The sequence below is a fragment of the Arcobacter acticola genome, assembly GCF_013177675.1.
In the GTDB taxonomy this organism is placed as follows: Bacteria; Campylobacterota; Campylobacteria; order Campylobacterales; family Arcobacteraceae; genus Aliarcobacter; species Aliarcobacter acticola.
The window spans coordinates 2,358,406-2,383,366 of sequence record NZ_CP042652.1 but is presented as its reverse complement, the minus strand read 5'-3'; the positions used below and the strand labels follow the sequence as shown (position 1 = coordinate 2,383,366).

Annotated in this window: 21 protein-coding genes and 9 tRNA genes; 24 read left to right on the top strand and 6 right to left on the bottom strand. The window is 27.6% G+C overall.

The window, feature by feature from the left end; all coding sequences use genetic code 11:
• Positions 1–7: 7 nt before the first annotated feature.
• The 13 genes from ribH to AACT_RS12175 all read left to right on the top strand — a co-directional run bounded on the left by ribH (position 8) and on the right by AACT_RS12175 (position 3,102).
• Positions 8–478 (top strand): 6,7-dimethyl-8-ribityllumazine synthase, encoded by a 471-nt coding sequence (gene ribH, locus AACT_RS12235; RefSeq protein WP_172127258.1) that lies wholly within the window; start codon positions 8–10, stop codon positions 476–478.
• A gap of 1 nt (position 479) precedes the next feature.
• Positions 480–875, top strand: a complete 396-nt coding sequence (nusB, locus tag AACT_RS12230) for a transcription antitermination factor NusB (protein WP_172127256.1) — start codon at positions 480–482, stop codon at positions 873–875.
• Between the two features lie 3 nt (positions 876–878).
• Positions 879–1,577: an orotidine-5'-phosphate decarboxylase gene (gene pyrF / locus AACT_RS12225; RefSeq protein WP_172127254.1), complete on the top strand. Its 699-nt coding sequence runs from the start codon at positions 879–881 to the stop codon at positions 1,575–1,577.
• Positions 1,578–1,665: 88 nt separating this feature from the next.
• Positions 1,666–1,756, top strand: a tRNA-Ser gene (locus AACT_RS12220).
• Positions 1,757–1,758: 2 nt separating this feature from the next.
• A tRNA-Ile gene (locus AACT_RS12215) sits at positions 1,759–1,835 on the top strand.
• Positions 1,836–1,898: 63 nt separating this feature from the next.
• Positions 1,899–1,975 (top strand) — tRNA-Gly (locus AACT_RS12210).
• Between the two features lie 55 nt (positions 1,976–2,030).
• Positions 2,031–2,107, top strand: a tRNA-Gly gene (locus AACT_RS12205).
• A gap of 39 nt (positions 2,108–2,146) precedes the next feature.
• Positions 2,147–2,223 (top strand) — tRNA-Met (locus tag AACT_RS12200).
• 11 nt (positions 2,224–2,234) lie between these two features.
• Positions 2,235–2,311: transfer RNA gene (locus AACT_RS12195), tRNA-Met, on the top strand.
• Between the two features lie 51 nt (positions 2,312–2,362).
• A tRNA-Thr gene (locus AACT_RS12190) sits at positions 2,363–2,439 on the top strand.
• 19 nt (positions 2,440–2,458) lie between these two features.
• Positions 2,459–2,533: transfer RNA gene (locus tag AACT_RS12185), tRNA-Gln, on the top strand.
• A gap of 77 nt (positions 2,534–2,610) precedes the next feature.
• Positions 2,611–2,687, top strand: a tRNA-Met gene (locus AACT_RS12180).
• 205 nt (positions 2,688–2,892) lie between these two features.
• Positions 2,893–3,102, top strand: a complete 210-nt coding sequence (locus AACT_RS12175; RefSeq protein WP_172127252.1) for a hypothetical protein — start codon at positions 2,893–2,895, stop codon at positions 3,100–3,102.
• A 48-nt stretch (positions 3,103–3,150) separates the two neighbouring features.
• Here AACT_RS12175 and AACT_RS12170 read toward each other — a convergent pair whose 3' ends face one another.
• Complete coding sequence (locus AACT_RS12170; RefSeq protein WP_172127250.1) at positions 3,151–6,549, bottom strand: ABC transporter substrate-binding protein; 3,399 nt, start codon at positions 6,547–6,549, stop codon at positions 3,151–3,153.
• 123 nt (positions 6,550–6,672) lie between these two features.
• On the opposite strand from AACT_RS12170, the gene AACT_RS12165 reads away from it, so the two are divergent.
• On the top strand, positions 6,673–7,212 hold the full coding sequence (locus AACT_RS12165; RefSeq protein WP_172127248.1) for a hypothetical protein: 540 nt from the start codon (positions 6,673–6,675) through the stop codon (positions 7,210–7,212).
• A 7-nt stretch (positions 7,213–7,219) separates the two neighbouring features.
• On the top strand, positions 7,220–7,966 hold the full coding sequence (locus AACT_RS12160; RefSeq protein ID WP_172127247.1) for a hypothetical protein: 747 nt from the start codon (positions 7,220–7,222) through the stop codon (positions 7,964–7,966).
• Here AACT_RS12160 and AACT_RS12155 read toward each other — a convergent pair.
• Complete coding sequence (locus AACT_RS12155; RefSeq protein WP_172127245.1) at positions 7,959–8,282, bottom strand: hypothetical protein; 324 nt, start codon at positions 8,280–8,282, stop codon at positions 7,959–7,961. The genes AACT_RS12160 and AACT_RS12155 overlap by 8 nt on opposite strands.
• 128 nt (positions 8,283–8,410) lie before the next feature.
• Here AACT_RS12155 and AACT_RS12150 point away from each other — a divergent pair, with 128 nt between their 5' ends.
• Positions 8,411–9,268, top strand: a complete 858-nt coding sequence (locus AACT_RS12150) for a radical SAM/SPASM domain-containing protein (protein WP_228720487.1) — start codon at positions 8,411–8,413, stop codon at positions 9,266–9,268.
• A gap of 12 nt (positions 9,269–9,280) precedes the next feature.
• Complete coding sequence (locus AACT_RS12145; RefSeq protein WP_172127243.1) at positions 9,281–10,108, top strand: EI24 domain-containing protein; 828 nt, start codon at positions 9,281–9,283, stop codon at positions 10,106–10,108.
• 18 nt (positions 10,109–10,126) lie between these two features.
• Here the strand turns inward: AACT_RS12145 and AACT_RS12140 are convergent, their stop codons facing one another.
• Complete coding sequence (locus AACT_RS12140) at positions 10,127–10,813, bottom strand: response regulator transcription factor (protein ID WP_172127241.1); 687 nt, start codon at positions 10,811–10,813, stop codon at positions 10,127–10,129.
• A gap of 240 nt (positions 10,814–11,053) precedes the next feature.
• Between AACT_RS12140 and AACT_RS12135 the strand changes: the two genes are divergently transcribed.
• Together AACT_RS12135 and AACT_RS12130 are read left to right on the top strand one after the other, a co-directional pair.
• Positions 11,054–12,646, top strand: coding sequence for a cache domain-containing protein (locus tag AACT_RS12135; RefSeq protein WP_172127239.1), 1,593 nt, complete (start codon positions 11,054–11,056; stop codon positions 12,644–12,646).
• Positions 12,633–13,337 (top strand): glycerophosphodiester phosphodiesterase family protein, encoded by a 705-nt coding sequence (locus AACT_RS12130; protein WP_172127237.1) that lies wholly within the window; start codon positions 12,633–12,635, stop codon positions 13,335–13,337. Before AACT_RS12135 ends, AACT_RS12130 begins: the two co-directional genes overlap by 14 nt.
• A gap of 164 nt (positions 13,338–13,501) precedes the next feature.
• Here AACT_RS12130 and AACT_RS12125 read toward each other — a convergent pair whose 3' ends face one another.
• The 3 genes from AACT_RS12125 to AACT_RS12115 are packed head-to-tail and all read right to left on the bottom strand — an operon-like array spanning position 13,502 to position 16,340.
• Positions 13,502–14,782 carry a TRAP transporter large permease gene (locus AACT_RS12125; protein ID WP_172128685.1) on the bottom strand — a complete coding sequence of 427 codons (1,281 nt, stop codon included), beginning with the start codon at positions 14,780–14,782 and terminating at the stop codon, positions 13,502–13,504.
• Between the two features lies 1 nt (position 14,783).
• Complete coding sequence (locus tag AACT_RS12120) at positions 14,784–15,335, bottom strand: TRAP transporter small permease (protein WP_172127235.1); 552 nt, start codon at positions 15,333–15,335, stop codon at positions 14,784–14,786.
• 12 nt (positions 15,336–15,347) lie between these two features.
• Complete coding sequence (locus tag AACT_RS12115) at positions 15,348–16,340, bottom strand: DctP family TRAP transporter solute-binding subunit (protein ID WP_172127233.1); 993 nt, start codon at positions 16,338–16,340, stop codon at positions 15,348–15,350.
• Between the two features lie 281 nt (positions 16,341–16,621).
• Between AACT_RS12115 and gltB the strand changes: the two genes are divergently transcribed.
• The 5 genes from gltB to AACT_RS12090 are packed head-to-tail and all read left to right on the top strand — an operon-like array spanning position 16,622 to position 24,959.
• Positions 16,622–21,058 carry a glutamate synthase large subunit gene (gene gltB, locus AACT_RS12110; protein WP_172127231.1) on the top strand — a complete coding sequence of 1,479 codons (4,437 nt, stop codon included), beginning with the start codon at positions 16,622–16,624 and terminating at the stop codon, positions 21,056–21,058.
• A gap of 3 nt (positions 21,059–21,061) precedes the next feature.
• Positions 21,062–22,438, top strand: coding sequence for a glutamate synthase subunit beta (locus AACT_RS12105; protein WP_172127229.1), 1,377 nt, complete (start codon positions 21,062–21,064; stop codon positions 22,436–22,438).
• A gap of 6 nt (positions 22,439–22,444) precedes the next feature.
• Positions 22,445–23,197 carry an inositol monophosphatase family protein gene (locus AACT_RS12100; RefSeq protein WP_172127227.1) on the top strand — a complete coding sequence of 251 codons (753 nt, stop codon included), beginning with the start codon at positions 22,445–22,447 and terminating at the stop codon, positions 23,195–23,197.
• Positions 23,198–23,238: 41 nt separating this feature from the next.
• The gene (locus tag AACT_RS12095; protein WP_172127225.1) at positions 23,239–23,493 is read left to right on the top strand and encodes a YfhL family 4Fe-4S dicluster ferredoxin; all 255 of its coding nucleotides are present in this window, start codon (positions 23,239–23,241) and stop codon (positions 23,491–23,493) included.
• Entirely contained in the window at positions 23,493–24,959 is a 1,467-nt protein-coding gene (locus tag AACT_RS12090; RefSeq protein ID WP_172127223.1) for a Ppx/GppA phosphatase family protein, read from the top strand. The genes AACT_RS12095 and AACT_RS12090 overlap by 1 nt, the downstream gene beginning before the upstream one ends.
• Positions 24,960–24,961: the final 2 nt, after the last annotated feature.

Genomic DNA, 24,961 nt, shown 5'->3' with positions numbered 1-24,961 from the left:
GAAATAAATGAAAATTATTGAAGGTAATTTGCGATTAAAAGGTACTGAAAGAGTAGCTATTATAAATGGAAGATTTAATCATATTATAACAGATAGATTGGTTGAAGGTGCAAGGGATGCATTTAAAAGACATGGAGGAAATGATGATAATTTAGATTTGATTTTAGTTCCAGGTGCTTTTGAAATCCCTTTTGCATTAGAAAATGCACTTGCAAGTGGAAAATATGATGCAATTTGTTGTGTTGGTGCAGTTATAAGAGGAGCTACTCCTCATTTTGACTATATCTCAGCTGAAGCTACAAAAGGAATTGCAACTGTTGGAATTAAACACGGTAAACCTGTTGCAAATGGAGTTTTAACAACTGATACAATTGAGCAAGCAATTGAGCGAGCTGGTTCTAAAGTTGGTAATAAAGGTGCAGAAGCTATGGTTACTATTATTGAAATGCTAGATTTATATAGCGAAATGGGGAAGTAATTTGGCAACAAGAACACAAGCAAGAGAGTCTGTAATTGGGTTATTGTATGCTTACGATTTGGGAAATGAAGGTATTGTAAAATTTGTTGATGAAATTTTAGAAGATAAAAAAATTAGAAATCAACAAAAAGAATTTGCTTTAAAACTTTTTAATGGAACTATACAAAATATTGAAGCTATTGATAAAGAAATTATTTCACATTTAAATCAAGGAACATTAGAAGATATTGGTTCTGTTGAAAAATCAATTCTAAAACTTGCGATTTATGAAATATTATTTGAAGATTTACCAAAAGCTATCGTTATTAATGAAGCAATTGAATTATCAAAAAAATTAGCAAGTGATGGTGCTCCAAAATTTGTAAATGGATTATTAGATAAAGTTATAAAGGCTTAATTTATGAGTAATGCTATGAAATTATGTGTATCTTTAGATTTATCAAGTGCTGAAGAAAATTTAGAACTAGTAAAACAAATAAAAGATTTTGATGTTTGGTTAAAAGTTGGATTTAGAACTTACATTAGAGATGGAAAATCATTTTTAGAAAAAATAAAAGCTATTAATCCTAATTTTAAAATCTTCTTAGATTTAAAACTTTATGATATACCAAATACAATGGCAGATGCAGCCCAAGAGATTGCAAACTTTGGTTTAGTAGATATGTTTAACGTTCATGCTAGTTCAGGCGTAGAAGCTATGAGTACTGTTATGAATAGAATTAAAGATATTCCAAATAAACCTTTAGTTTTAGCTGTAACTGCACTTACTTCTTTTGATAATGATGCTTTTAAAGCAATTTATAATGAAGATATAAAAACAAAAGCAAGACAATTTGCAATTGATACATATAATTCAGGTGTTGATGGAGTTGTATGTTCTGCTTATGAAAGTTTTGATATAAAAAATAATACTTCAAAAGAGTTTATTACTCTATGTCCAGGAATTAGACCTTTTGGTGAAGACAGTGGTGATCAAAAAAGAGTTGCTGATATTGCATTTGCTAAAAAAAACCTTGTTGATTTCATAGTTGTTGGAAGACCAATATATAAATCTTCTAATCCAAAAAATGTAGTTGAAGAGATATTAAAAAATATTTAATGATCTCTTTGTCTTTTAAGTATGTTTTAAGTGATGTAGTATTATAATTTCCGTCCTGATTTTATGAAAGTAAAATTACGGAAACAGCGGACAGTTGGGTGAGCTGGCTGAAACCACCTCCCTGCTAAGGAGACGTACTGGTAACGGTACCGAGGGTTCAAATCCCTCACTGTCCGCCATTGGGTCATTAGCTCAGCTGGTTAGAGCACTCGGCTCATAACCGAGTGGTCGAAGGTTCGAGTCCTTCATGACCCACCACTATTTTTAAGTAAATAGTTTTCATTTTTTGTGATTTAAAAATGTATTTCAGTACATTTTTATGCGGGAGTAGCTCAGTTGGCTAGAGCTTCTGCCTTCCAAGCAGACTGTCGCGAGTTCGAGTCTCGTCTCCCGCTCCACTATTAAATAGATTTGGTAATGCTATTTAGTTTTTATTATTTTACCAAAAGTGATGCGGGAGTAGCTCAGTTGGCTAGAGCTTCTGCCTTCCAAGCAGACTGTCGCGAGTTCGAGTCTCGTCTCCCGCTCCACGGTTAATCTTGATTGATTAAATGATCTTTTATTTATAACGCGGAATAGAGCAGCACGGTAGCTCGTCGGGCTCATAACCCGAAGGTCACAGGTTCAAATCCTGTTTCCGCAACCAATTTTTTAAACGTCAAGGTAGCTCAGCTGGTTAGAGCGCTGGTCTCATAAGCCGGAGGTCGAGGGTTCGAGTCCCTCTCTTGACACCATCGAATTAAAAGTGTATAATGCGTGCGTTTTTAATTAAACGATTTTTGGATGCTGGTGTAGCTCAGTTGGCTAGAGCAGCTGATTTGTAATCAGCAGGTCGGGGGTTCGACTCCCTTCACCAGCTCCATTTTTAAACCATATTTTCTTGGGGTATCGCCAAGTGGTACGGCAACTGCTTTTGGTGCAGTCATTCCTAGGTTCGAATCCTAGTACCCCATCCACATTTCTTACAAAACATAAAATCTAATTAATACTTGATACTGTTGATTATTTAACTTTGTATGTCATATACATAATCCGCGGAATAGAGCAGCACGGTAGCTCGTCGGGCTCATAACCCGAAGGTCACAGGTTCAAATCCTGTTTCCGCAACCAATACAAGCTTTTAGCTATTTGAACCAAGTGTTCTTTTAGCTAGAAGCTTTTTTTTAGTCTTCTTTCCTATTATACAAGTTAGAATCTTTCTAATCTAGAAATATCCGTATTTATTTTTTTCATTCTTTTAATTCTTAAACATATTTTGAATAAAAACTATAATAATATGATACAATTTTTAATTATTTAAGGGGAAGCAATTCTTATGAAAACATTAATATTTACGGGATTGATTTTAGTTGTTTTTATAGGATGCTCACAAGCTAATCAAAATAAAATGACTTCAGATGAACAAATAGTTTCTGAAGAAAATAATAAGTCTGATGAATTTGATAGAATTGATTCAGAATTTAAAGATCAATTAAATCCATCAACTAATGCCTTAAAGCGTATGCACTATAAAAAATGCCAATAAAAAGTAACTCTATTTAATATATATAAATATATAGAAATATTAAGGTCTTTATTTTTCTATACTTATAACAAATTCAGCACCTATATATATTTTATTTTCATATGTGAACTCTTTATTAGAAACTTCTATCTTACCATTTATTCCTTCAGTTATAAGTTTATATGTCATACTTAATCCAAGACCAGTACCTTGTGATTTATGTTTAGTAGTGAAGTATGGTTCATATATCTTTGAAATAATATCAGCTGGAATTCCTCCTGCATTATCTTTTACAAATATATAAATTATATTATTTACTAATTTTGTTTCAATAAAAAATAAAGAACGATCAGGGTTTGAATCTACAAGTGCATCTTTTGAATTATTGAATAAATTAATTAAGCATTGTGTTAGTTCATTTGAACTTCCATTAATGACAATATTATCATCTAAGTTTAATATTAAATCAATATTATGACTTTTTAAAGAAGGTTCAATAATATGAATAAAATGATCTATTGAATTAGTTAAATTATAATTTTCTATTGTTTTATCAGTTCTAATGAAATTTTTAAAATCATCTATTGTTTTTGATAGATATTGTGCATTTTTATTTACTATTTCCATATTTTCTATCAATTCTTTATCTTCTAAAAGATTCATCTCTTTTTGTATTTTTATGGCTGTTGCAATTGTTGATATAATTGATAATGGCTGTCTCCATTGATGAGCTATATTACCTATCATCTCACCCATTGAAGCTAATTTATCAGATCTGTATAATCTTTCTTGAATTAATTTATTTTTTTCTACTTCTTCTTCTATTTTTATTTTAAGATTTTTGTTTAATTCATAGAGTTCATCTTTTTTTTCTTTTAAAATTAAATTAGAATTTTCTAATTGAGCAGTTCTTTTTGTTACTTCATTTTTTAAATAGTTATTATTATGTTTTAAGATATATTGTCTATATAAAAAGAATACGGATATTACTAACATAAAAGCAATAGATATCCATAAATAAGTATAATTTATTTTTTCTTCGTATTTAACTACAACCCATTTATTAATGATTTTATTTTTATCATCTTGTGTTATTGAGTATATGCCTTTATTTAAAATTGATTTTAAAATATCTTCATTTTTTTGTATACCAATTCTTAATTCATTTTCAAACTCTTTAGGTTTTAATAAAATTTTTAAATTAAAAAGACTATTTTCTTTGATTGTATATGCTGAAATTATTAAAGAATGTATAGTTAAATCAGCTTTTTTTTGTTCAACATAATCAAAGGCTTCTTTTTGTGAATTTACAGGAACTATTATCAAGTTAGGAAATTCTTTTTCAATCTTTTCATACATTGCTGTTCCTTTTGGAATAGCAATAGTTGCATTGATTTTTGATAAATCTTTGATTTCTGGCATTTCTATTCTTCCAATAATTACATTTTCATCAATAAATATGGTATCTGTGAAATCAAGCCATTGATCTCTTGAAGAAGTTTGATTTATAAAATTTAATAAATCACATTTTTTATTTTTTGAAAAAGCTGTACTTTCTTCTGTATTTTTTGTCGGAATAATTTTTATTTGAATACCAAGTCTATCTGTTAAAAGTTTAATATAATCACCTGCAATACCAATATGATTATTGTTAACATCAAGTTTTTCAAAAGGCTCTCTATTTGGATCAATACACATTGTAATAATTTGTTTTTTATCAAGATATAATTGTTCCTCCTTTGTTAATGCAATTGTATTTTTAGAAATTTTATTAGCAGTAAAGATTTTTTCATTTATTAAGTTTAATTCTTCTTGAGTTATTTCTTTTTTAACTTTTTCTAATATATTCTTTAATACAGTATTATTTTTGTTAACAGCAATATGCATATCTAAATTAAAGTTAGAATTTTTTATTTCAAATGCAGGTTTTATATTTGTAATAAAATTTTTTTCGATAAAATAATTACCAACTACAAAATTATCAAATGCTCCATCTGCTTGTCCAAAAGCTACTTTTTTTAAACCTTCAAGAGAATCTTTAACTACTAAAAGTTTTATATCTGGATAATGTTTTTTTAGAACATCTTCTTCATAAAATCCATCTATAACTGCTAGTGTTTTTCCTTTAAAGTCATTTAAACTTTTTAAATTATTATTATCTTTCTTTACAAAAATAGCATCTATATTTTTTGTATATGCAGATGTAAATTGAAATTTTTCTTCTCTACTTGGAGTTTTTGAAATATTTAACATAATATCTATTTCATTTTTTTCTAATTTTTCTATATATTCATTCCATGAAAAGCCAGATATGTATTGAACTTCTAATCCAATTTTTGAAGCTAATAAATTCATATAATCAATAGAAAATCCTTCTGCTTTATTATTTATAGAGTAGTTATAAGGTGGCCAATTTAATTCATTATGTACTTTTATAATTGGTTTTTTTCTCAAAAAAGCTTTTTCTTCTTCTGTGAAATTAATTATAGGAAGTTTATCTTGCGTTATATAATAGTTTTTTAATATAGTATTTATATTAAAATTTTTATCTACTAAATTAAGATTTGCATACATATCTGCATTTAATTTTATTAATTCAGGAACAATAGCTCCTATTTTAAATACATTTGTTTTAAATATTTCTTCAGTTTTATTTGCTTCGTATAACAAAGCCTCTTTTGTTTTTCTTTTTGTGTATTTATCATAAATTAAATCAATGATCTCTTCTTTATTCTCAAATGCATAAGCCCAACCTTTATTTGTTGCATTAACGAAATCTTTTACTTTTTCTAAATCCTTATTTATTACAAATTCACTTGTAAATAATTCAACATCATAAGAGTAAATTCCAAAGTTAGCAGGGTTTAATATATTGTATTTTATTCCTAATTTATCAAGTTCAAAAGGTTGAGATGTTGTAAAAATACTCATAGCATCAACTTCACCATTTAGGAACTTATCTACTTTAAAATCATGTTTTACTAAGGTATAATCATTTTCATTTATTCCATAATCCTTTAGCATAACTCCCAAGCTTGTATGGCCCATCTCCCAATCTACAGCCAAAATCTTTTTATTTTTTAAATCAGAAGGAGTTTTTATTTCAGGTTTTGTTACTAGTGCTAAAGCATTTTGTTTAAAATATGAACCAATTAAAACAACTGGTTTATTTTTTAGTCTCTCTAGGATTAATGCTGATGAAGATATTCCAAAAGTTGCTTTCCCACTTAAAACTTCTTCACTTATATTAATACCTTCTTCGAACTCTTTTATCTCAAGATCAATGCCAATATCTTTGTAGTAGCCTTTTTCAAGTGCTGCATAAAATCCTGCAAATTCAAATTGATGTTTCCATTCTAAACGTAAAATATCTTTTTCTAAAGGTTTTGTTATTGATTTTTCGTTTGCAAATGTTAAGTTTGTTATCAATACAAATAATATAATTATAATTTTTAGAATATTTTTCATTTAATCTTCTTTTGTTTAATATAAATAGTTATTTATTATAACATTAACATTCTAATTATTCTGAAATGTATTTTAGATATAATCTAATTAATAAATAAAATAAAATATGAAGGACACTTTTTAATGGGTGATAGAATACATGAAATTATCGGGGAAATTGGAATAATTCACAACACCCTAATAGAAACTAATAAAATATTAGAAGCGGAAGAAGTTTTTGAATTTATAGAAGATTATGACACTGATGTACAAGAACATTATTTAAATCTATTATTACAATATTATTTTCAAAAAAATGATTTAAAAAATTTAAAAGAAGTATTATTAGTTGGTGCAAAATTTGATATGAGATTTGATGATGTTAAAGAAGCGTTTTTAAATATAAAATCAGATGAAGAAAATGTAATAGAATTTATGCAAGAAAATGTAGTATTTGTAAAAGAAGAAATTAAAGCAGAGTTTTTAAAAACTATGTATGAGTATTATATTAGTAATGTTGATTTTCAAAGTGCTTTAGAACAGGCAGTTGAACTGATAAAAAGAAATAGATATGTATGTGCATTTTGTTATAAAAACAATAAAAGTGAAGAGTTTTTTAAATTCTTTTTAAATGAAGATTTACTAGAGTCTTTAAAAAGAGATTTACCTTATTTGGTAAAATAGGTTTATAATGCCATCTTTTCAGATTTTAATGCCAGAAAACTTTATGTTTATAATATCAAACTTATCATTTATATCTTTTTGTTTCTTTATTAGTTTCATTGTGTCAAAAATATTAAAAAGTGCAATTGTTTTTTTCGTACTTTTGATATGTTTATTTAGTACTGGATATTATGATTTAATAATTAAATACGTAGTAAAAAACTATTATGAATTATCTCAAATGGATTCAAAAATATATACGCAAGCTTTTAAAAATAAAGATTCAAAAATCGAAAGTTTATCTGTTGTTGGCGCTTATATTTATCCTTTAAAATATTCAAGTACACTTAGTTCTTCTGAAAAAGAAGAAATAGCTAGTATGCATGAAAATTATATTGAGAAATTTATTGACATATCAACTTTTACATATAAATTTAATAAATATACTTACAATACTGAAAGAGTCTATTTAAACTCTTATAAGTATGATAATTCTTTAATATCAAATCCAAATGAAGAAGCTAGATTTGTTATTTCTAAAAGCTATCAAGATGGTTTTCTTCCAAAAATTTTTGGAAAATATGAGTATAAATTTTTAGATAAACAAACAAATATTGTAATAGCAACTGCATTTAAAATATCATTTTTGACAAGTTATACTAAGTTTAGAAATAAGTATTTATTCTGGACGCAAGAGAAAGAAGATGAATTTAATCTTCCTCCTATTGAAAATTTTGATAATATTTATAAAAAACTATTTATAAATACTAAATAAATTCTCCTAGTTCATCTCCTAGATATTCATCAATTTTTTTGATGAAATCTTCGAATGGTTTATTACCTGTTCTATTGAAAACTACGATTTCTTCTCCAAAATCATCCTGGATAAAATGCTCTTCTTTTAAAATTTTTTTATATAATTTTTGTAAATCAGCTTCACTCTCATCTTTATTAAATAAAAACCAATTCACAGTTGAATCTTCAATTCTAACAAGACCATAAGTTTTATTTTCATCAACATAATCTTGAATTGTTCCATTTTCAAATAAAGCACCAACTACTAAATCATTTTCATTTAGAATCATTTCCATATTTTCACCTTTTTAAATAGTAGTTGGGATTATATTTAAACTCTAGTTAGTAATTGATTATATTTATCAAGTATTAGATACAATTTGCAAAATCAAAAAAGGAAAATATTATTAAAAAATTTAAGAAAGTGCATATAGAAATTACAAATATTTGTAACTTAAAGTGTACATTTTGTCCTCCAAAAATTCTTCCAAATGGAACAATGAGTTTAGAAAAATTTGATGATTTGAATTTTCAATTAAAACCATATACAAAAGAGTTAGCTTATCATATGGTTGGTGATCCATTAGTTCTATCAAATTTAAATGAGTATTTAAATATTAGTTTAAAACATGATTTAAAAGTAAATATCACAACAACAGCTAATAATATAAATGAAAAGCACTATAAAGCTTTGATGAATCCAACAATTAAACAAATAAATTTTTCTATAAATTCATATAATGCAAATTCCCATAAAAAATCTTTAGATGAGTATCTAAATCCAATTTTAGATTTTGTAAAATTTGCACAAGAACAAAAACATGAATATTTTATAAACTTTAGAATTTGGAATTTAGATGAAGAAAAAAGTGCAAAAGAATTCAATAAAAAAGTATTTGATAAAATAAATGAAACTTTTAATACAAATATAGATTTAGAAAATGTATATAAAGAACGTCCTAAAAATATAAGGATAGATAGAAAAATATTTTTCAATTTTGATGAATATTTTAACTGGCCGAGTTTAGAAAATGAAATAGTTTCTTCAAATGGTTTTTGTTATGGTTTAGATTCTCACTTTGGAATATTAACAAGTGGAGATGTGGTTCCTTGTTGTTTGGACCAAAATGCTTGTATAAATCTTGGAAATACAAATACTACACAAATAAGTGATATTTTAAATTCAAACAGAGTAAAAGCAATTCAAAATGGTTTTAGAAAAAATATTGTTGTAGAAGAACTTTGTCAAAAGTGTGAATATAGAACTAGATTCGATAAATAAAGGAATAATAATATGAATGAAATAGAAATTATAATAAAAAGTATAAGAGACTTTTTTACAAGTTCTATGCTAAAAATTGCATTAATTCCCTTGATTGTAACTATGGTTATATTATATATGCTATTTTTTGCGGCAGCTGATTTTGGTATAACTTCACTTCAAGAAATTGCAGCAGCTTCTCAAAATGGAGAAGAAGTAGTAATTGATGAAAATGCACCTTTTTATTTTGTATGGGCAACTTACTTTATAGTATTTTTATTTAAGTACTCTTTTACATCATGGATTGCAGGATTCTTACTTTATACTATAGGTACGGTAATAGTTCTTCAAGCATCGGTAATTTTATCAATAGTTGTAATTGGATTTTTAACTCCTATGATTTTAGATATTTTACATAAAAGATATTATTCTCATTTAACTTTACATGGACATGGTAGTTTATTGTCACCATTGTGGGTAATGGCTAAAAGTGGTCTTGTAATGATAGTTTTATTTATCGTTTTAATACCTGTTTATTTTGTACCTGTATTAAATATAATTGCATTTGCATTGCCCTTGTATTATTTCTTTCATAAGCTATTAAATTTTGATGTTAGCTCAACAATATTAAGTAAAGAAGAGTATAAAGAGATATATGCAAAAGAGGGTAATAGTTTTAGATTAAGAACACTGTTTTTATATTTTATTTCAATGTTTCCCTTTGCTACACTTTTTACTGCTGTTTATTATATTATTTATTTAGGTCATGCTTATTTTATAAAACTTGATGAAATAAGTAAATTAGATGTAAAAAAAGAGTATAAAAAAGAAGAAGAGATACTTTTAATTGAAGAGAAGTAAAAAGAGTTTTATCTCTTTTTATTCCTTAATTAATTTATATCCAAGGCCTTGAATATTTTTTAGAAAATTTTGAGGAAGTTTTTTCCTAAAATTTTTAATAAAAAGTCTCATGGCATTTGCTGTCATAATTGAGTCATCATCCCAAACACTATTTTCTAACTCTTCATATGTAATAAGTCTATTTTTAGTAATGAGAAGTCTTAAAAAAGTGTTTTCTTTTTTTGTTAAAGTAAATATTTCATTTCCATTTGAGATGATTGATTCCTTATAATCAAAAATCCAATTTGGATCAAGGTTATATATTTTATCTTCATTGTAGGTATTAACAAAAGCTTCTAATGCATTCATTAGTTTATCTTGAGTTATAGGTTTTACTATATATTTTACAAGGTGAAGTTCAGCAGCTTGTAGCAAATAATCTAAATCTGTATGTGCAGAGCTTATAATAATTCTAGTTTTTGAATCAGATTTTCTAATCTTTTTAATTAAATCAATTCCTGTTTCAGCACCCATTTTTATATCTGTAATAATTAAATCAGGATTAAATTCTAAGTATTTCGCATAGGCTTCACTTGCATTTGAAGCACTATTGGTTTCTTTAAATAAATGCCGTAAGATTTCTTCAATATTTTTTCTGATTCCATCTTCATCTTCTACATATAAAACAGAAAAAGCATTAAGTTTATTTGTAAAATTATTTTGCATAACTTTATGAATCCTTATAAATATTTATATTATCATATCAAATTTAGGTTAAGAATAAAGCATAAAAAATTTATGCATTGAAGTAATTAAACATTTTTTTAGATATTATAAGGGTTTATTATATGAGGAAGGTTTTTTATGAGATTTTATTTTACTTAGATATTAATAAAAAATTAAGAATTAAAAAAAATGATAAACTACCGCTATAATAAAAGAATAGATGAAATAAAAAGGGGCGTATTGAATTTAATAACAGAAAAAAATTTATCAAAAACAATAATTTTTACTTTTATAATAATAATGACCTCAATGATATTTGCGATATCTTATTTTTATGTAAAAAATACTTATGATGATTTTGAGCAAGAAATGGATAAGTTTGTAAATGAGTATTATCTAGATAAAAAAAAGACTTTAAAAAAAGAGATAAATACTGTAATTGATATTTTAAATTATAATATAGCAAAATCAAATTTAGATGATGAACAGTTAAAAATTGATGCGGTTAGATTATTAAATAATATTACATTTGAAGAAAATAAAAGTAACTATTTTTTTGTATATGAAGTTGAAAATATTCAAGGTGGAGATAACTTTGCTAGATTAATGGTAAACCCAAATAGACCTGATTTAGTAGGAACTTTGATTTCTACTAATTTAGAAGATACTAATGGAAAGAAATTCAGAGAAGATTTTTTAAAAGATATAAGAATGTATAAAGAATCTTTTACTCAGTATACTTATAAAAAACCTTATTCAGATGAAGTAAAACAAAAGCTTTCTTATTTTAAATACTTTGAGCAATGGAATTGGATTATAGCTGTTGGAGTTTATACCGATGATATTGAAAGTGAAATAGCTATAAAAAAAAGAGATTTAGAGATAAAGATTAAAAATCAAGTTGTTCAAAATCTAGTTTTATTTGTAATGTTTTTATCAATTGCAATTTTAATATCAATAATAATTTCTCAAAAAATTGATGAGGTATTAAAAAGTTATGAAAATAAAGTTAAATCCAACGCTAAAGAGTTAGAAGAATTAAATGAATCATTAGAGATAAAAGTACAAAAAGAGATTGAAAAAAATAGGGAAAAAGAACAACTTCTTGTACAAAAATCAAAATTTATTGCCCTTGGTGAAATGATATCAAATATAGCTCACCAATGGAGACAGCCTTTAAGTGAATTGTCCTCTATACTTATGTATATAAAATTTAAACAAAGTATTAAAGCATTAGATGAAAATACCATGAATCAAAAACTTCAAGAAGCGGATAAGGTTTTAGATTTTATGTCTCATACTATTGATGATTTTAGAAATTTCTTTATGCCTAAAAAAGAAAAAGAGGAATTTCATTTATACTGTGTTGTTGATATAGTAATAAATATTGTTTCTAGTACTTTAAAAAACTATAATATAAAACTTGAAATTGATATTGATAGAAATATAGTTTTAAAAACATATGTAAATGAGTATGAGCAGGTTTTATTAAATATAATAAACAATGCTAAAGATGTTTTAATAGAAAAGAATACTGAATCTCCATATATTAAAATAAAAGCGCAAGAAGAATCTACTCTTGTGATTTTAACAATTGAAGATAATGGTGGTGGAGTTTTAGTTGAGCCAAAAGGAAAAATTTTTGAACCATATTTTACTACAAAAGAAAATAGTAATGGAACAGGAATAGGGCTTTATATGTCAAAGATTATTGTTGATAAAAATATGAAAGGTAAATTAAGAGTGAAAAATACAAAAGAGGGTGCGAAGTTTGCTATTATTATTCCTAAAAATATAGAAGAGAATACAAAGATTAATTATGAGTTTATTTAAAAATAGATTTATCGCTCATAGGGGTTTACACAATAACTTAATACCTGAAAACTCATTATTGTCTTTTTCAAAGGCTCTTGAATATAACTATGCGATTGAGTTTGATTTGACAATCACAAAAGATGAAAAAGTAGTTGTATTTCATGATGATAATTTGCTTAGATTGTGTAATGTTGATAAAGATATAGAAAATGTTACATACTCACATTTACAAGAACTGAACCTTCATAATAGTAATGAAAAAATACCCTTATTTAAAGAAGTTTTATATTTAGTAAATGGAAAAATTGCCCTTATAATAGAAATAAAAAAGCATAATAGTATTGGAGTATTAGAAGACAATATAGTTAAGTTATTAAACAATTACGATGGTGAATATTTTATTTGTTCCTTTGAAAGAAATGTATTAACTTGGTTTAAAAATAATAACCCACATTTAAAAAGAGGATTGATATTTGAATCAAATCCAAAGAAGTTTGAAAAATATAATAAAATACTTTTTTTATATAAATACTACAAAACAAAAGCAGACTTTATCTCTTTAGATTATAAATTATTAGATAGTTCAGTCTATGATTTTTGTAAAAAGAATAATTTAGAATTAATAACTTGGACCATAAAAAATAAAGAAGATTATGAAAATATAAAAAAAAAAGTAAATGGAGTAATTTTTGAGAAGTTTATTCTTTAGGTTCTCTATTTTGAAGTTTTTGGGTGAAAAATGCTAAAAGTATAACAACAAAAGCGATAATTGTAAAAGAGAATATTTCAGATTGTAAAGTAGTCATAAGTACCCTTTTTTGAAAGTCTATCTAAATTATAAAAAAAGTAAGAGATAAACTCTTACTTAATTTTTTATCCATACATTAATCTTGGCAACCAAAGAGAAATTTCTGGAATATAAGTTATTAGCATTAATCCAATAAGTAATATTCCTGTCATCGGTAAAGATGCAACAATAACTTGTTTTAGACTAAGCCCCGTTATTCCACTGGCTACAAAGAGATTGAGTCCCACAGGTGGGGTTATCATTCCTATTTCCATATTTACAACCATAATAACACCTAAGTGAATAGGATCTATTCCTAAAGCAATACCAATTGGAAGTAATAGAGGTACTGTAATCATTACCACAGAACTTGGTTCCATAAATTGTCCCATTAATAAAAGTAAAATATTTACTATTAATAAGAACATTAATGGTCCAACATTAGCTTCTAATATCAGTTGAGTGATATGTTGAGGAATTTGCTCATCTGTTAAAAAGTGCGCAAATAACATTGCATTAGCAATAATGAAGAAAATCATTGAACTTGTTTGTGCTGAATCTAAAATAATTCTATATAAATCTTTATATTTTGTATCTTTATAAATAAAGAATGAAACAAAAAATGCATACATAACACTAAACGCACCGGCTTCTGTTGGAGTAAAAATACCCCCATAGATTCCACCAATAACAACAACAATAATTAATAAAGCCCAAAAAGAATCTTTAAATGCTGTAAATCGTTCTTTAAAAGTAGCAGGTTTTGTAGCTTTGAATCCACTTCTTTTTGCTAAGAAATATGTAGCAATCATCATCATAATACCAATCATAAGTCCAGGAATAACTCCAGCCATGAATAGCTTTCCAATAGATTGATCAGCAGTTACCCCAAATACGATAAATACAATAGAAGGTGGAATTAAAATTCCAAGAGTTCCTGATGTTGCAATAGTACCAATAGCAAATTGTTCGTTATATCCAGCTTGTTTAATAGCTCCATACATAACAGAACCAATAGCAGCAACAGTAGCAGGAGAACTTCCACTAACAGCCGCAAAAATAATAGATGCAAGAATAGCAGCAATTGGAAGACCACCTGGAAGATGTCCAACTAAGCTTTTTGCAAAATTAATAATTCTCATTGCAGATGAACCACGTGAAAGTAAAGCACCTGCTAAAATAAACATAGGGATAGCCATAAGTGTATACTTGTTTAATCCATCAAAAATTTTAGATGAAATACCCATTAAATCCATATCTGTAAAAAGAAATGAAGTTATTAATGTTGTAGCTCCTAATGAAACAGCAACTGGAACTCCTATTAACATAAGAGCGAAAAGTAAAATAAATAAAGTACCGATAACCATATTATTTATCTCCTTGTGATTTAATTTCATGAATCACTGCTTCATGTTCATTATATAATTTTATATCGTCTGCATCTGTATAATAAATTTCAACTAATTTTTCAGCGCATCTATATGCAGCTAGTGCAAATGATATAGGAAGAACTAGATGTGGAATCCATATAGGGATACCTAAATCCACACTCATTTCACCAAAATCTTGTAATAACAGTATTAATTCATACCCAAAGTATGAAATTAAACCTAAATATCCAATAGAGACTAGATTCGCAAAGATCAAAAAGCCTTTGGTGACTTTTGGCGAAAACCTTTCAATAATTAAACTTACTGAAATATGCGCTCCTTGTTTAAATCCATACGCAGCTCCAAAAAGTGCAGCCCAGATAAAAAGATAGTTAGTTAGTTCAGCAGCCCAAGTAAGACTCATATCAAACGCATATCTCAATATTACATTAATAAATGCTAATATAACCCCTAATGACAGTCCTACGACTGCCATTGTTTGGTTAATCATACCTACTATTAAATCAATAGTATCAAAGAATTTTTTCATATTTTTACTTTTTTATTTTGCGTCAATTGCTTTTTGAATTAAATCTTCACCAATTACATCATAGAACTTTGGATAAACAGTAGCCATTACTTTTTTCCATTGTGCTTTTTGATCAGCTGTTAATTCAATAATTTCAAGTTTGTTTGTATCTTTAGCATATGCTCTTAAAGATTCCATGATTTTTGCATCTTCTACAGCAGATTCTTCTCTTTCAAATGCAGTTGCTTCTTTCATAGCTTGAGAAACTTTTGCTTGAAGATCTGCAGGAAGTTTTTTCCAGAATCTATCACTCATAACTACTAAGTATCCTAAGTAACCATGACTACTTAAAGTAAGACTTGTTTGTACTTCATTGAATTTTTTTGTATAGAAGTTTGATAATGGATTTTCAGTTCCATCAACAACACCTTGTTGTAAAGCTGAGTAAACTTCTGAGAATGGAAGAACTTGAGGATTCCCACCAATTGCTTTAAATTGTGCTTCTAGAACTTTTGAACTTTGAATTCTATATTTATGACCAGCAGCATCTTCAGGTAATACGATAGGTTTAGCATTTGTAGAAAAATGTTTAAATCCTGCATCCCAGTAATCAAGTGCAATCATTTGTTTTTTTGCATCAATTTTAGATTTTAAAATATTACCAACTTCTCCGTCCATTACATTGTAAAGGTGTGCTTTATCTCTAAATAAGAAAGGTAAGTCAAATAGTTGCATTTCTGGTGCGATACTCGTAAACTTTGATAAACTTGGCATAATTAATTGTACATTATCCATTACAAGAGCTTTCATTTCTTCACCATCACCATATAATTGTGAATTTGGGAATACTTGAACATCAATTTTTCCAGCAGTTAATTCTTCAATTCTTTTTTCAAGGAAAATTGCAGCTTTACCTTTTGGCGTACTGTCACTTACAACATGACTTACTTTCATTACATAATCTGCTGCTAAACCTGCAGTTGCCATCATAGCTGCTGCTATTGTACCTATAACTAATTTTTTCATATCTCTTTTTCTCCTTAATTTTTGATATACAAAAATTATAGTTAAATCTTGTGTAAGTATTATGTACAAAAGGAATTTTTTATACACATAAATAAAAAGTGTACAAAAACAACATATGTATAAAAAATATACATGTGTGAAAAAATTAATGCTCAAATATTTTGTATAATGTGGTATCGTAAAGATTCTATTATTTTAGCTATTAACTTTTTTTAAACTAATTTATAGTATATTATCGGACTTTACTTAAGGAATATGTGAGATTAATATAAAGGGAAATGATGGGGTGCAATTTAGACTTATTAACTTCTTTTAAAGATAATTGTGGGTTTGGTTTAGTAGCTGATATGAAAAACAGACCAAGTCATAAAAATTTAGAAGATGCAATAACTTCACTTGAAAGAATGATGCATAGGGGTGCAGTGGCTGCTGATGGTAAAACTGGAGATGGTTCAGGTTTATTATTATCAATGCCAGATTCTTTTATGAGAAAAGTAGCAACACAAAAAGGTGTTGACTTACCAGAAATTTATGCAGTTGCAATGATTTTCACAAGAGATCTAGCTGAAATAGATATATTTAAAGAATACTGTGAAAAAAATGATTTAAAGGTTTTATTAACAAGAACAGTTCCTGTTGATATTGATGCTTTAGGTCAACAAGCGTTAGATAGTTTACCTAACATTGTACAAGTATTTGTTATACCAAATACATTAATGTCATCAAAAAGATTTGATGCAATGCTTTACTTAACAAGAAAAGAGTGTGAGCATAGATTAGTAGATAATAAAGATTTTTATATTCCTACATTCTCTTCAAAAGTAATTGCGTATAAAGGGCTTATTATGCCAACGCATATAAAGCATTTTTATATTGATTTAAGAGATGAAGATTTTAAAATTACATTCTCTTTATTTCATCAAAGATTTTCGACTAATACACTTCCTTTATGGAGATTAGCTCAACCATTTAGAGCAATTGCACATAATGGAGAGATAAATTCAGTTGAAGCAAATAGATTTAATGTTGAAGTAAAATCAGAACAATTAAAATCAGAAATTTTCTCTGAAGAAGAGATGAAAAGATTACTTCCAATTTTACAAAATGTAGGTTCGGATTCTACATCTTTAGATAATATGTTTGAATTTTTATTGGCAAATGGTGTGGATTTCTTTAAAGCAGCACGTGCATTAGTTCCTGCTCCTTGGCAAAATGCTCCACACATGGACTCTAATTTAAGAGCATTCTATGAGTATACTGCAACTGCTATGGAAGCTTGGGATGGACCTGCCGCTGTTTCATTAACAGATGGAAGACACATTGGTTGTTTAATTGATAGAAATGGTTTAAGACCATCTAAATATGTTATTACTAAAGATGATAAATTATATATTACATCTGAGTATGGAACATTAGAAATTGAAGATGACAATATTTTAGAGCGTGGAAGATTACAATCTGGACAAATGATAGCACTTGACCTAAAGCACGGGAAAGTTCTAAAAGAAGATGATATTAATAACTATTTAAAATCAGCACAACACTATTCTAAATGGTTAAATGATGATATGGATTATGTTCAAGAATATATTGAGGATACTTTTTTAAATGTAAAAGATTATAAGATTGAAGATTTAGAGAAAAAACAAAAATTCTTTAATATTACATATGAAGTTTTAGATCAAGTAATTGAGCCAATGGCTAAAGATGGTAAAGAACCAGTTGGTTCTATGGGAGATGATACGCCATTAGCATGTTTTTCTCAAGTTAATAGAAATTTTACAGATTTCTTTAGACAAAAATTTGCACAGGTTACAAATCCACCAATTGACCCATATAGAGAAAAAGTTGTAATGTCTTTGGAAACAGGTTTTGGTAGAGTTCATAATATTTTAGATGAAAAACCTGAGTATGCAAAAAGATTAAAAATAACAAGTCCTATTTTAATGAAAGAAAAATATGATATTGTTTATTCATTTGGAGATGAAAAATCACCAAGATATGACGAGTATTATAAAAATAGAGTTTTCTCAACTACTTTTAAAAATGATTTAAAAAAATCATTGGAAAAATTAGCGTCATATGTAGTTAAAGCTGTATCTAAAGATGGTGTTTCAGTTGTTATTTTAGATGATAGATCAATAAATGAAAATGAAAAAGTGATTCCTGCTGCATTAGCAGTTGGATACATTAATCAAAAATTATTAAAAGAGGAAATTAGACATAATGTTTCAATAATTTCTATTACTGGTGAAGTTTATGATCCTCATATGGCAGCTGTATTAATCGGATTTGGATGTACTGCAATTTATCCATATATGATGTTTGCATCAACTGTTGCATTTTTCCAAAGAGAAAAACCATCTAAATACGAAACACAAAAGTTATTAAAGAATACACAAAAATCAGTAAATGCAGGAATCTTAAAAATCATGTCAAAAATGGGTATCTGTACAGTTGCATCGTATAGAAACTCAGGTTTATTTGATATTATTGGTTTAAGTGATGAAATCGTTAATGATTGTTTCACAGGTGCTCATAGTGATTTAGCTGGATTAACATATGGTGATATTGAAGATAGAATTAACAAGTCACATAAAAATGCTTTTGTTGAAGAAAATACTATGTTCCCACTTGATTTGGGTGGTTTTTATAAATATAGTAATGGTGGGGAATACCATGATTATGGTCCAGCTACAACAAATGCAATGCATAATAAAAAAGCTGCTAAAAAAGAAGATATTACTGATTTTGAAGGCTTAAGAGATTTAGTTAATAATAGAGATAAAAAGTTTATTAGAGATTTCTTTGAATTTAATTCAGATAAAGAAGCTATTGACGTAAGTGAAGTTGAATCTAAAGAAGATATCTTCAAAAGATTTGCAAGTGCAGCTATGTCTCTTGGTTCAATTTCTCCTGAAGCTCATGAAGCAATGGCAACAGCTATGAATACTATTGGTGGAATGAGTAACTCAGGTGAAGGTGGAGAAGATTCAAAAAGATTTGGAACTATTAAAAATTCTAAAATCAAACAAGTTGCATCAGGAAGATTTGGTGTTACACCTGCATATTTAAGATCTGCAGAAGAGTTGCAAATTAAAGTTGCACAAGGTGCAAAACCAGGTGAGGGTGGACAATTACCTGGACATAAAGTAACTGCATTAATTGCAACACTTAGACATACAGTTGCAGGTGTTACATTAATTTCGCCACCACCACACCATGATATTTATTCAATTGAAGATTTAGCTCAATTAATTTTTGACTTAAAACAAGTTAATCCATTGGCTAAAATTACAGTTAAATTAGTTTCATCAATTGGTGTTGGAACAATTGCTGCTGGGGTTGCAAAAGCTTATGCTGATAAAATTGTTATTTCAGGTGGAGATGGAGGAACTGGAGCTGCTCCATTAACTTCTATTAAACATGCAGGAAATCCTTGGGAAATGGGACTTTCTGAAGCTCATAATGCTTTAAAAGCTAATAAGTTAAGAGAGTTCGTTCATGTTCAAACAGATGGTGGATTAAAAACAGGTCTTGATGTTGTAAAAGCAGCAATGCTTGGTGCTGAGTCTTATGCCTTTGGAACTGCTTCATTAACATTACTTGGATGTAAAATTTTAAGAATTTGTCATACAAATAAATGTTCAGTGGGAGTTGCAACTCAAGATGAAAATCTAAGAGATTTCTTCACAGGAACAGTTGACAGATTAATTTCTTACTTTACATTTATTGCAGAAGACATTAGAAATATTCTTGCATCATTAGGTTATAAAACAATTGAAGAAATTGTTGGAAGATCTGACTTATTAAAGGTTATAGATGATAAATTTGCACAAAAATTTGATTTCCAAAATATTTTAAGAAGAATTGATGGAATTGATACTTGTCAAAAAGAAACAAATGCTCCTTTTGATAATAATAAATTTGAAAAAGAATTATTGAAAAAAGTTCATAGAACTATTGAAAATCCAAATTCTCCTATAAAAATAAGTACAGATATTTCTAACTTAAATAGATCATTTGGTGCTTTAATCTCAGGAGAAATCGCAAGATTTTATGGAGATAAAGGATTACCTGAAAATTCAATTACTATTAATTTAAATGGAATTGCAGGACAATCTTTTGGTGCTTTCTTGTCAAAAGGTATGAATTTATATCTAAATGGTGCTGCGAATGATTATGTTGGTAAAGGTATGAATGGTGGAAAAATCATCATTAATCCAGCTCAACAAGGAAAAGATTTCTCAGGTGGTGGTAATACATGTCTATATGGAGCAACTGGTGGAAAACTGTATATCAGAGCTAATGTAGGTGAAAGATTTGCAGTAAGAAACTCTGGATGTACTTCAGTTGTTGAAGGTACTGGAGACAATGCTTGTGAGTATATGACAGGTGGAATCGTAGTAATCTTAGGAAATACAGGTATCAATTTTGGTGCTGGTATGACAGGTGGATTAGCTTTTGTCTATGACCCTGAAAAAACATTTGTAGATAAAATGAATCAAGAATTAATTGAATCAGTAAGAATTGATACAGATGATACTGAAAGAGAAAGATTATATTTAAAAAGATTATTATTAGATTACTTACATGAAACAGATAGTGAGATGAGTGATAATATTTTACAAAACTTTAGAGCTGAAATTAGAAATTTCTGGATGGTAAAACCTAAAAATATGACAGTGTTACCATTAGATCCGGACAAGGGAGATTAAGAGATGTTAAACTTTACAAAATTTGAAAGAATTAACCCTGAAAAAAGAGATGTACTTCAAAGATTAAAAGATTTTAATGAAGTATATCAAGTATTTTCAAAATCAAGAGCTACTGAACAAGCTGATAGATGTATGCAGTGTGGAGATCCATACTGTCATACAGGATGTCCATTAGGAAACTTTATTCCTGCATGGTTAAAACAAACAGCAACAAAGAATCCAGAATTAGCTTTTGCTTTATCAAATGAAACATCTCCTTTCCCTGAAATTTTAGGAAGAATTTGTCCTCAAGATGTATTATGTGAGGGTGCTTGTTCATTAAATACAGGTCATGGAGCTATTTCTATTGGAGCAATTGAGACTTATATTTCAGAAGATGCTTTTGAAAAAGGTATGAAACCGAAATTCCCTACTCATAAAAATGATAAAAGAGTAGCGGTAATTGGTTCAGGACCTGCTGGAATTTCAGCTGCAACATTTCTTTTAAGAAAAGGCTTCAATGTTGAAATGTTTGAAAGAGAAGATAGAGCAGGTGGTCTTTTAATGTATGGAATCCCTGGATTTAAACTTGATAAAACAACAGTTGATAGAAGAATTAACTGGTTATTAGAAGCAGGAATGAAACTACATACAAAATGTGAAATTGGAAAAGATAAAGCTATATCAGAACTAGAAGAAGAGTTTGATGGAATTTTCTTAGGAATTGGTTCTACAAAAAGTAATAGTATAAAAATTGATGGATCAAATGCTTCTAATGTTCATTTTGCAATAGATTTTTTAACAGGGCTTCAAAAAAGAAATCTTGGGAATAAAAATGTTTCTTATATTGATGTTGCAGATAAAAAAGTAGTTGTAATTGGTGGTGGAGATACTGCTATGGACTGTGTTAGAACATCTGTTAGAGAAGGTGCAGCTAGTGTTAAATGTCTTTATAGAAGAGATGAAGCAAATATGCCTGGATCTAAAAAAGAAGTTGTAAATGCTAAAGAAGAGGGTGTTGAATTTGTATTTAATGTAAGTCCAAAATCAATAAAACTAGAAAATGATTTAGCTGTTGCAGTTGAATTATTAGAAACTTCTATGAGTGAAGCTGATTCAAGTGGTAGACAAAAAGTTGTTATAAATGAAGGTAGTGAATATTTAGAAGATGCTGATATTGTTATATTAGCTCTTGGATTCTCTCCTGAAGTTCCAGCATTTTTAAAAGAATTAAATGTTGAAACTAATTCATGGGGTGGAATTGTTATTGATTCTACATTTAAAACTTCAAATAAAAAAGTTTATGCAGGTGGAGATTGCCAAAGAGGTGCTCACTTAGCTGTTACTGCTGCTGCTGATGGAAGAGATGCTGCTAGAATTATGGTAAAAGAACTTTTATAATAACAAATGAATAATATTACAGCCTTTGATAAAAAAACTTTTATAGAGGCTGTAATTCTTGCTAATAAAGAATTACATACTTACATAAATACAAATCTATCTTCAAAAGATTATGAATATACAAATATCATAGGTTTTGGTGGAGATAATTCTTTGAAGATGGATTTACTTGCAGAAAATATTTTTATTAAACATCTTGAAAAACTTGGCAATATATACTCAGAAGAGTGTGGATTATTAAACACTAATAAAGAATATACTTTTATAATTGATCCACTTGATGGTAGTAATAATTTCTATTCAAATCTACCATATTATGGTACTTCCGTGGCTATCCAAAAAGATGGAATTACAGTTGCTGGATTTGTAACAAACTTAATTTCATCACTTGTTACATATAAAGCATTTGATGAAGAAATAAAACAAATATCACTAATAGATTTAAAAGAAATAAATATAAAAGAAGTTAAAAAAACAAAAATTGCTATTTTTGAAAGAGCTTATAAATATCCAGAAATATGTGAAAAATTAAATGAAAATAATATAAAATTTAGAACTTTAGGCGCAGTTGCATTATCATTAAGTGATACAAGAAATTATGAATTTGTGTTATATGCAGGAGAAATTAGAATCTTTGATATTGCAGCTTCTATGTATATTTGTAATGATTTTTTCATTCACAAAACAGATAAATTTCTACTTATATGTAAAAATAAAGATAAATTTGAGCTAATTAAAGAATTTATTAAAGAGAAATAGGTTATAACTCCACATAAATAATTCAACTAGGAAAAAACTGTATGTCTTTAATTATTACTGATGAATGTATTGCATGTGATGCATGTAGAGAAGAGTGCCCAAATTACGCTATCGAAGAGGGTGATCCAATTTATATTATAGATTCGGATAGATGCACTGAGTGTGTAGGTCATTATGAAGAGCCTTCATGTATTGAAGTTTGCCCTGTAGACTGTATTATTATAGATCCAGATAATCAAGAAACAATGGAAGAATTAAAATTCAAGTATGAACAATTAATGGAAGAAGAAGCTTAATGTCTAAAGTAACAACTATTATCGACATTGGGTCTAACTCAATGCGTATGGTTGTATTGCAAAAAAGCTCTAGGTTCTCTTTTAGTTTAATAAATGAAACAAAAAGTAGGGTTAAAATATCTGAAGGATGTTATGAAAATAATGGAAACCTTCAAGATCTTCCTATGCAAAGAGCTTATGAATCTTTAAAATCTTTTTTAAATATATCTCACGCACTAAAATCACGAAAAATTATCTGTGTTGCAACATCTGCTTTAAGAGATGCTCCAAATTCAAAAGTATTTATATCTCGTGTTCAAAAAGAACTAGGACTTAATATAAAAGTTATTGAGGGAGAAAAAGAGGCTTATTATGGTGGCGTTGCTGCATTAAATCTTTTACATGATAATACTTTTATAACTATGGATATAGGTGGTGGTTCTACTGAATTCTCTTTTATAAGAGATGGAAAGATAGAAAAATCAATATCTTTAAATATTGGAACGGTTAGAATAAAAGAGCTATTTTTCAATAAAGATGATATTGAAGGTGCTAAGAAAAATATTTTAGATAATTTAAAAAAGATTTTTGAATTAGGTATTGAAATTCCTAAAAAAGTTGTTGGAATTGGTGGAAGTATTAGAGCTTTTTCAAAAATTGTAATGGCTAAAAATGATTATCCTTTAGATATCTTACATGGATATACATATAATGTAAAAGATGAAGTATCTTTATTTAATAAAATAATCAATGCACGAAATAATGATGATTTAAAATCAGTAGGTGTAAAAAAAGATAGATTTGATACCATAAAAGAAGGTACATTTATATTTAAAACAATTTTAGATGAGTTAAATATAAAAGAAGTTGTAACATCAGGTGTTGGTGTTAGAGAAGGTGTTTATTTAACAGATTTATTAAGAAACTCTAATCATAAATTTCCTGAAAACTTTAATGTAAGCGTTAGATCTCTTCTTGATAGATTTCAAATTGATGAAAAACAAAGTGCCTATTTGGGTTCAAATGCTGGTAAAATATTTGATGTTCTAAAACCAATGCATAATTTAGATGATAAATTTAGAACCTTATTAGTTATTGCTTCTAAACTTCATTCTATTGGATCAACTCTTAACTTCTATAAATCAAATGATAATGCATTTGATTTTATTTTAAATGGCTTAAACTATGATTTTTTACATACATCAAGGGTTGTTGTAGCTCATACTATTAAGTTCTCAAAGAAATCATTACCTTCAAAAAGTGATATCTTAAAATATCAAGAATTGTTACCCTCTTTAGAAGTTATGCAATGGATGTCTTTTATGATTTCATTAAATATTGCAATAAATCAAGATTTATCAAGACCAAAAGTTGAATATGTGTTAAATAATAATACTTTAGAAATAGATTTATCAAATAAATCATTTTTAATACAATCAAATATTGATAAATTGGAAAGTCCAGAAGATTTGATTATAAAGATTTAATG

Bases quoted from the DNA above. Each gene is read 5' to 3' on its own strand.
- ribH (WP_172127258.1), top strand. From the start codon at position 8: ATGAAAATTATTGAAGGTAATTTGCGATTAAAAGGTACTGAAAGAGTA.
- pyrF (WP_172127254.1), top strand. From the start codon at position 879: ATGAGTAATGCTATGAAATTATGTGTATCTTTAGATTTATCAAGTGCT.
- AACT_RS12175 (WP_172127252.1), top strand. From the start codon at position 2,893: ATGAAAACATTAATATTTACGGGATTGATTTTAGTTGTTTTTATAGGA.
- AACT_RS12170 (WP_172127250.1), bottom strand. From the start codon at position 6,549: ATGAAAAATATTCTAAAAATTATAATTATATTATTTGTATTGATAACA.
- AACT_RS12165 (WP_172127248.1), top strand. From the start codon at position 6,673: ATGGGTGATAGAATACATGAAATTATCGGGGAAATTGGAATAATTCAC.
- AACT_RS12160 (WP_172127247.1), top strand. From the start codon at position 7,220: ATGCCATCTTTTCAGATTTTAATGCCAGAAAACTTTATGTTTATAATA.
- AACT_RS12155 (WP_172127245.1), bottom strand. From the start codon at position 8,282: ATGGAAATGATTCTAAATGAAAATGATTTAGTAGTTGGTGCTTTATTT.
- AACT_RS12145 (WP_172127243.1), top strand. From the start codon at position 9,281: ATGAATGAAATAGAAATTATAATAAAAAGTATAAGAGACTTTTTTACA.
- AACT_RS12140 (WP_172127241.1), bottom strand. From the start codon at position 10,813: ATGCAAAATAATTTTACAAATAAACTTAATGCTTTTTCTGTTTTATAT.
- AACT_RS12130 (WP_172127237.1), top strand. From the start codon at position 12,633: ATGAGTTTATTTAAAAATAGATTTATCGCTCATAGGGGTTTACACAAT.
- AACT_RS12125 (WP_172128685.1), bottom strand. From the start codon at position 14,782: ATGGTTATCGGTACTTTATTTATTTTACTTTTCGCTCTTATGTTAATA.
- AACT_RS12120 (WP_172127235.1), bottom strand. From the start codon at position 15,335: ATGAAAAAATTCTTTGATACTATTGATTTAATAGTAGGTATGATTAAC.
- AACT_RS12115 (WP_172127233.1), bottom strand. From the start codon at position 16,340: ATGAAAAAATTAGTTATAGGTACAATAGCAGCAGCTATGATGGCAACT.
- gltB (WP_172127231.1), top strand. From the start codon at position 16,622: ATGGGGTGCAATTTAGACTTATTAACTTCTTTTAAAGATAATTGTGGG.
- AACT_RS12105 (WP_172127229.1), top strand. From the start codon at position 21,062: ATGTTAAACTTTACAAAATTTGAAAGAATTAACCCTGAAAAAAGAGAT.
- AACT_RS12100 (WP_172127227.1), top strand. From the start codon at position 22,445: ATGAATAATATTACAGCCTTTGATAAAAAAACTTTTATAGAGGCTGTA.
- AACT_RS12095 (WP_172127225.1), top strand. From the start codon at position 23,239: ATGTCTTTAATTATTACTGATGAATGTATTGCATGTGATGCATGTAGA.
- AACT_RS12090 (WP_172127223.1), top strand. From the start codon at position 23,493: ATGTCTAAAGTAACAACTATTATCGACATTGGGTCTAACTCAATGCGT.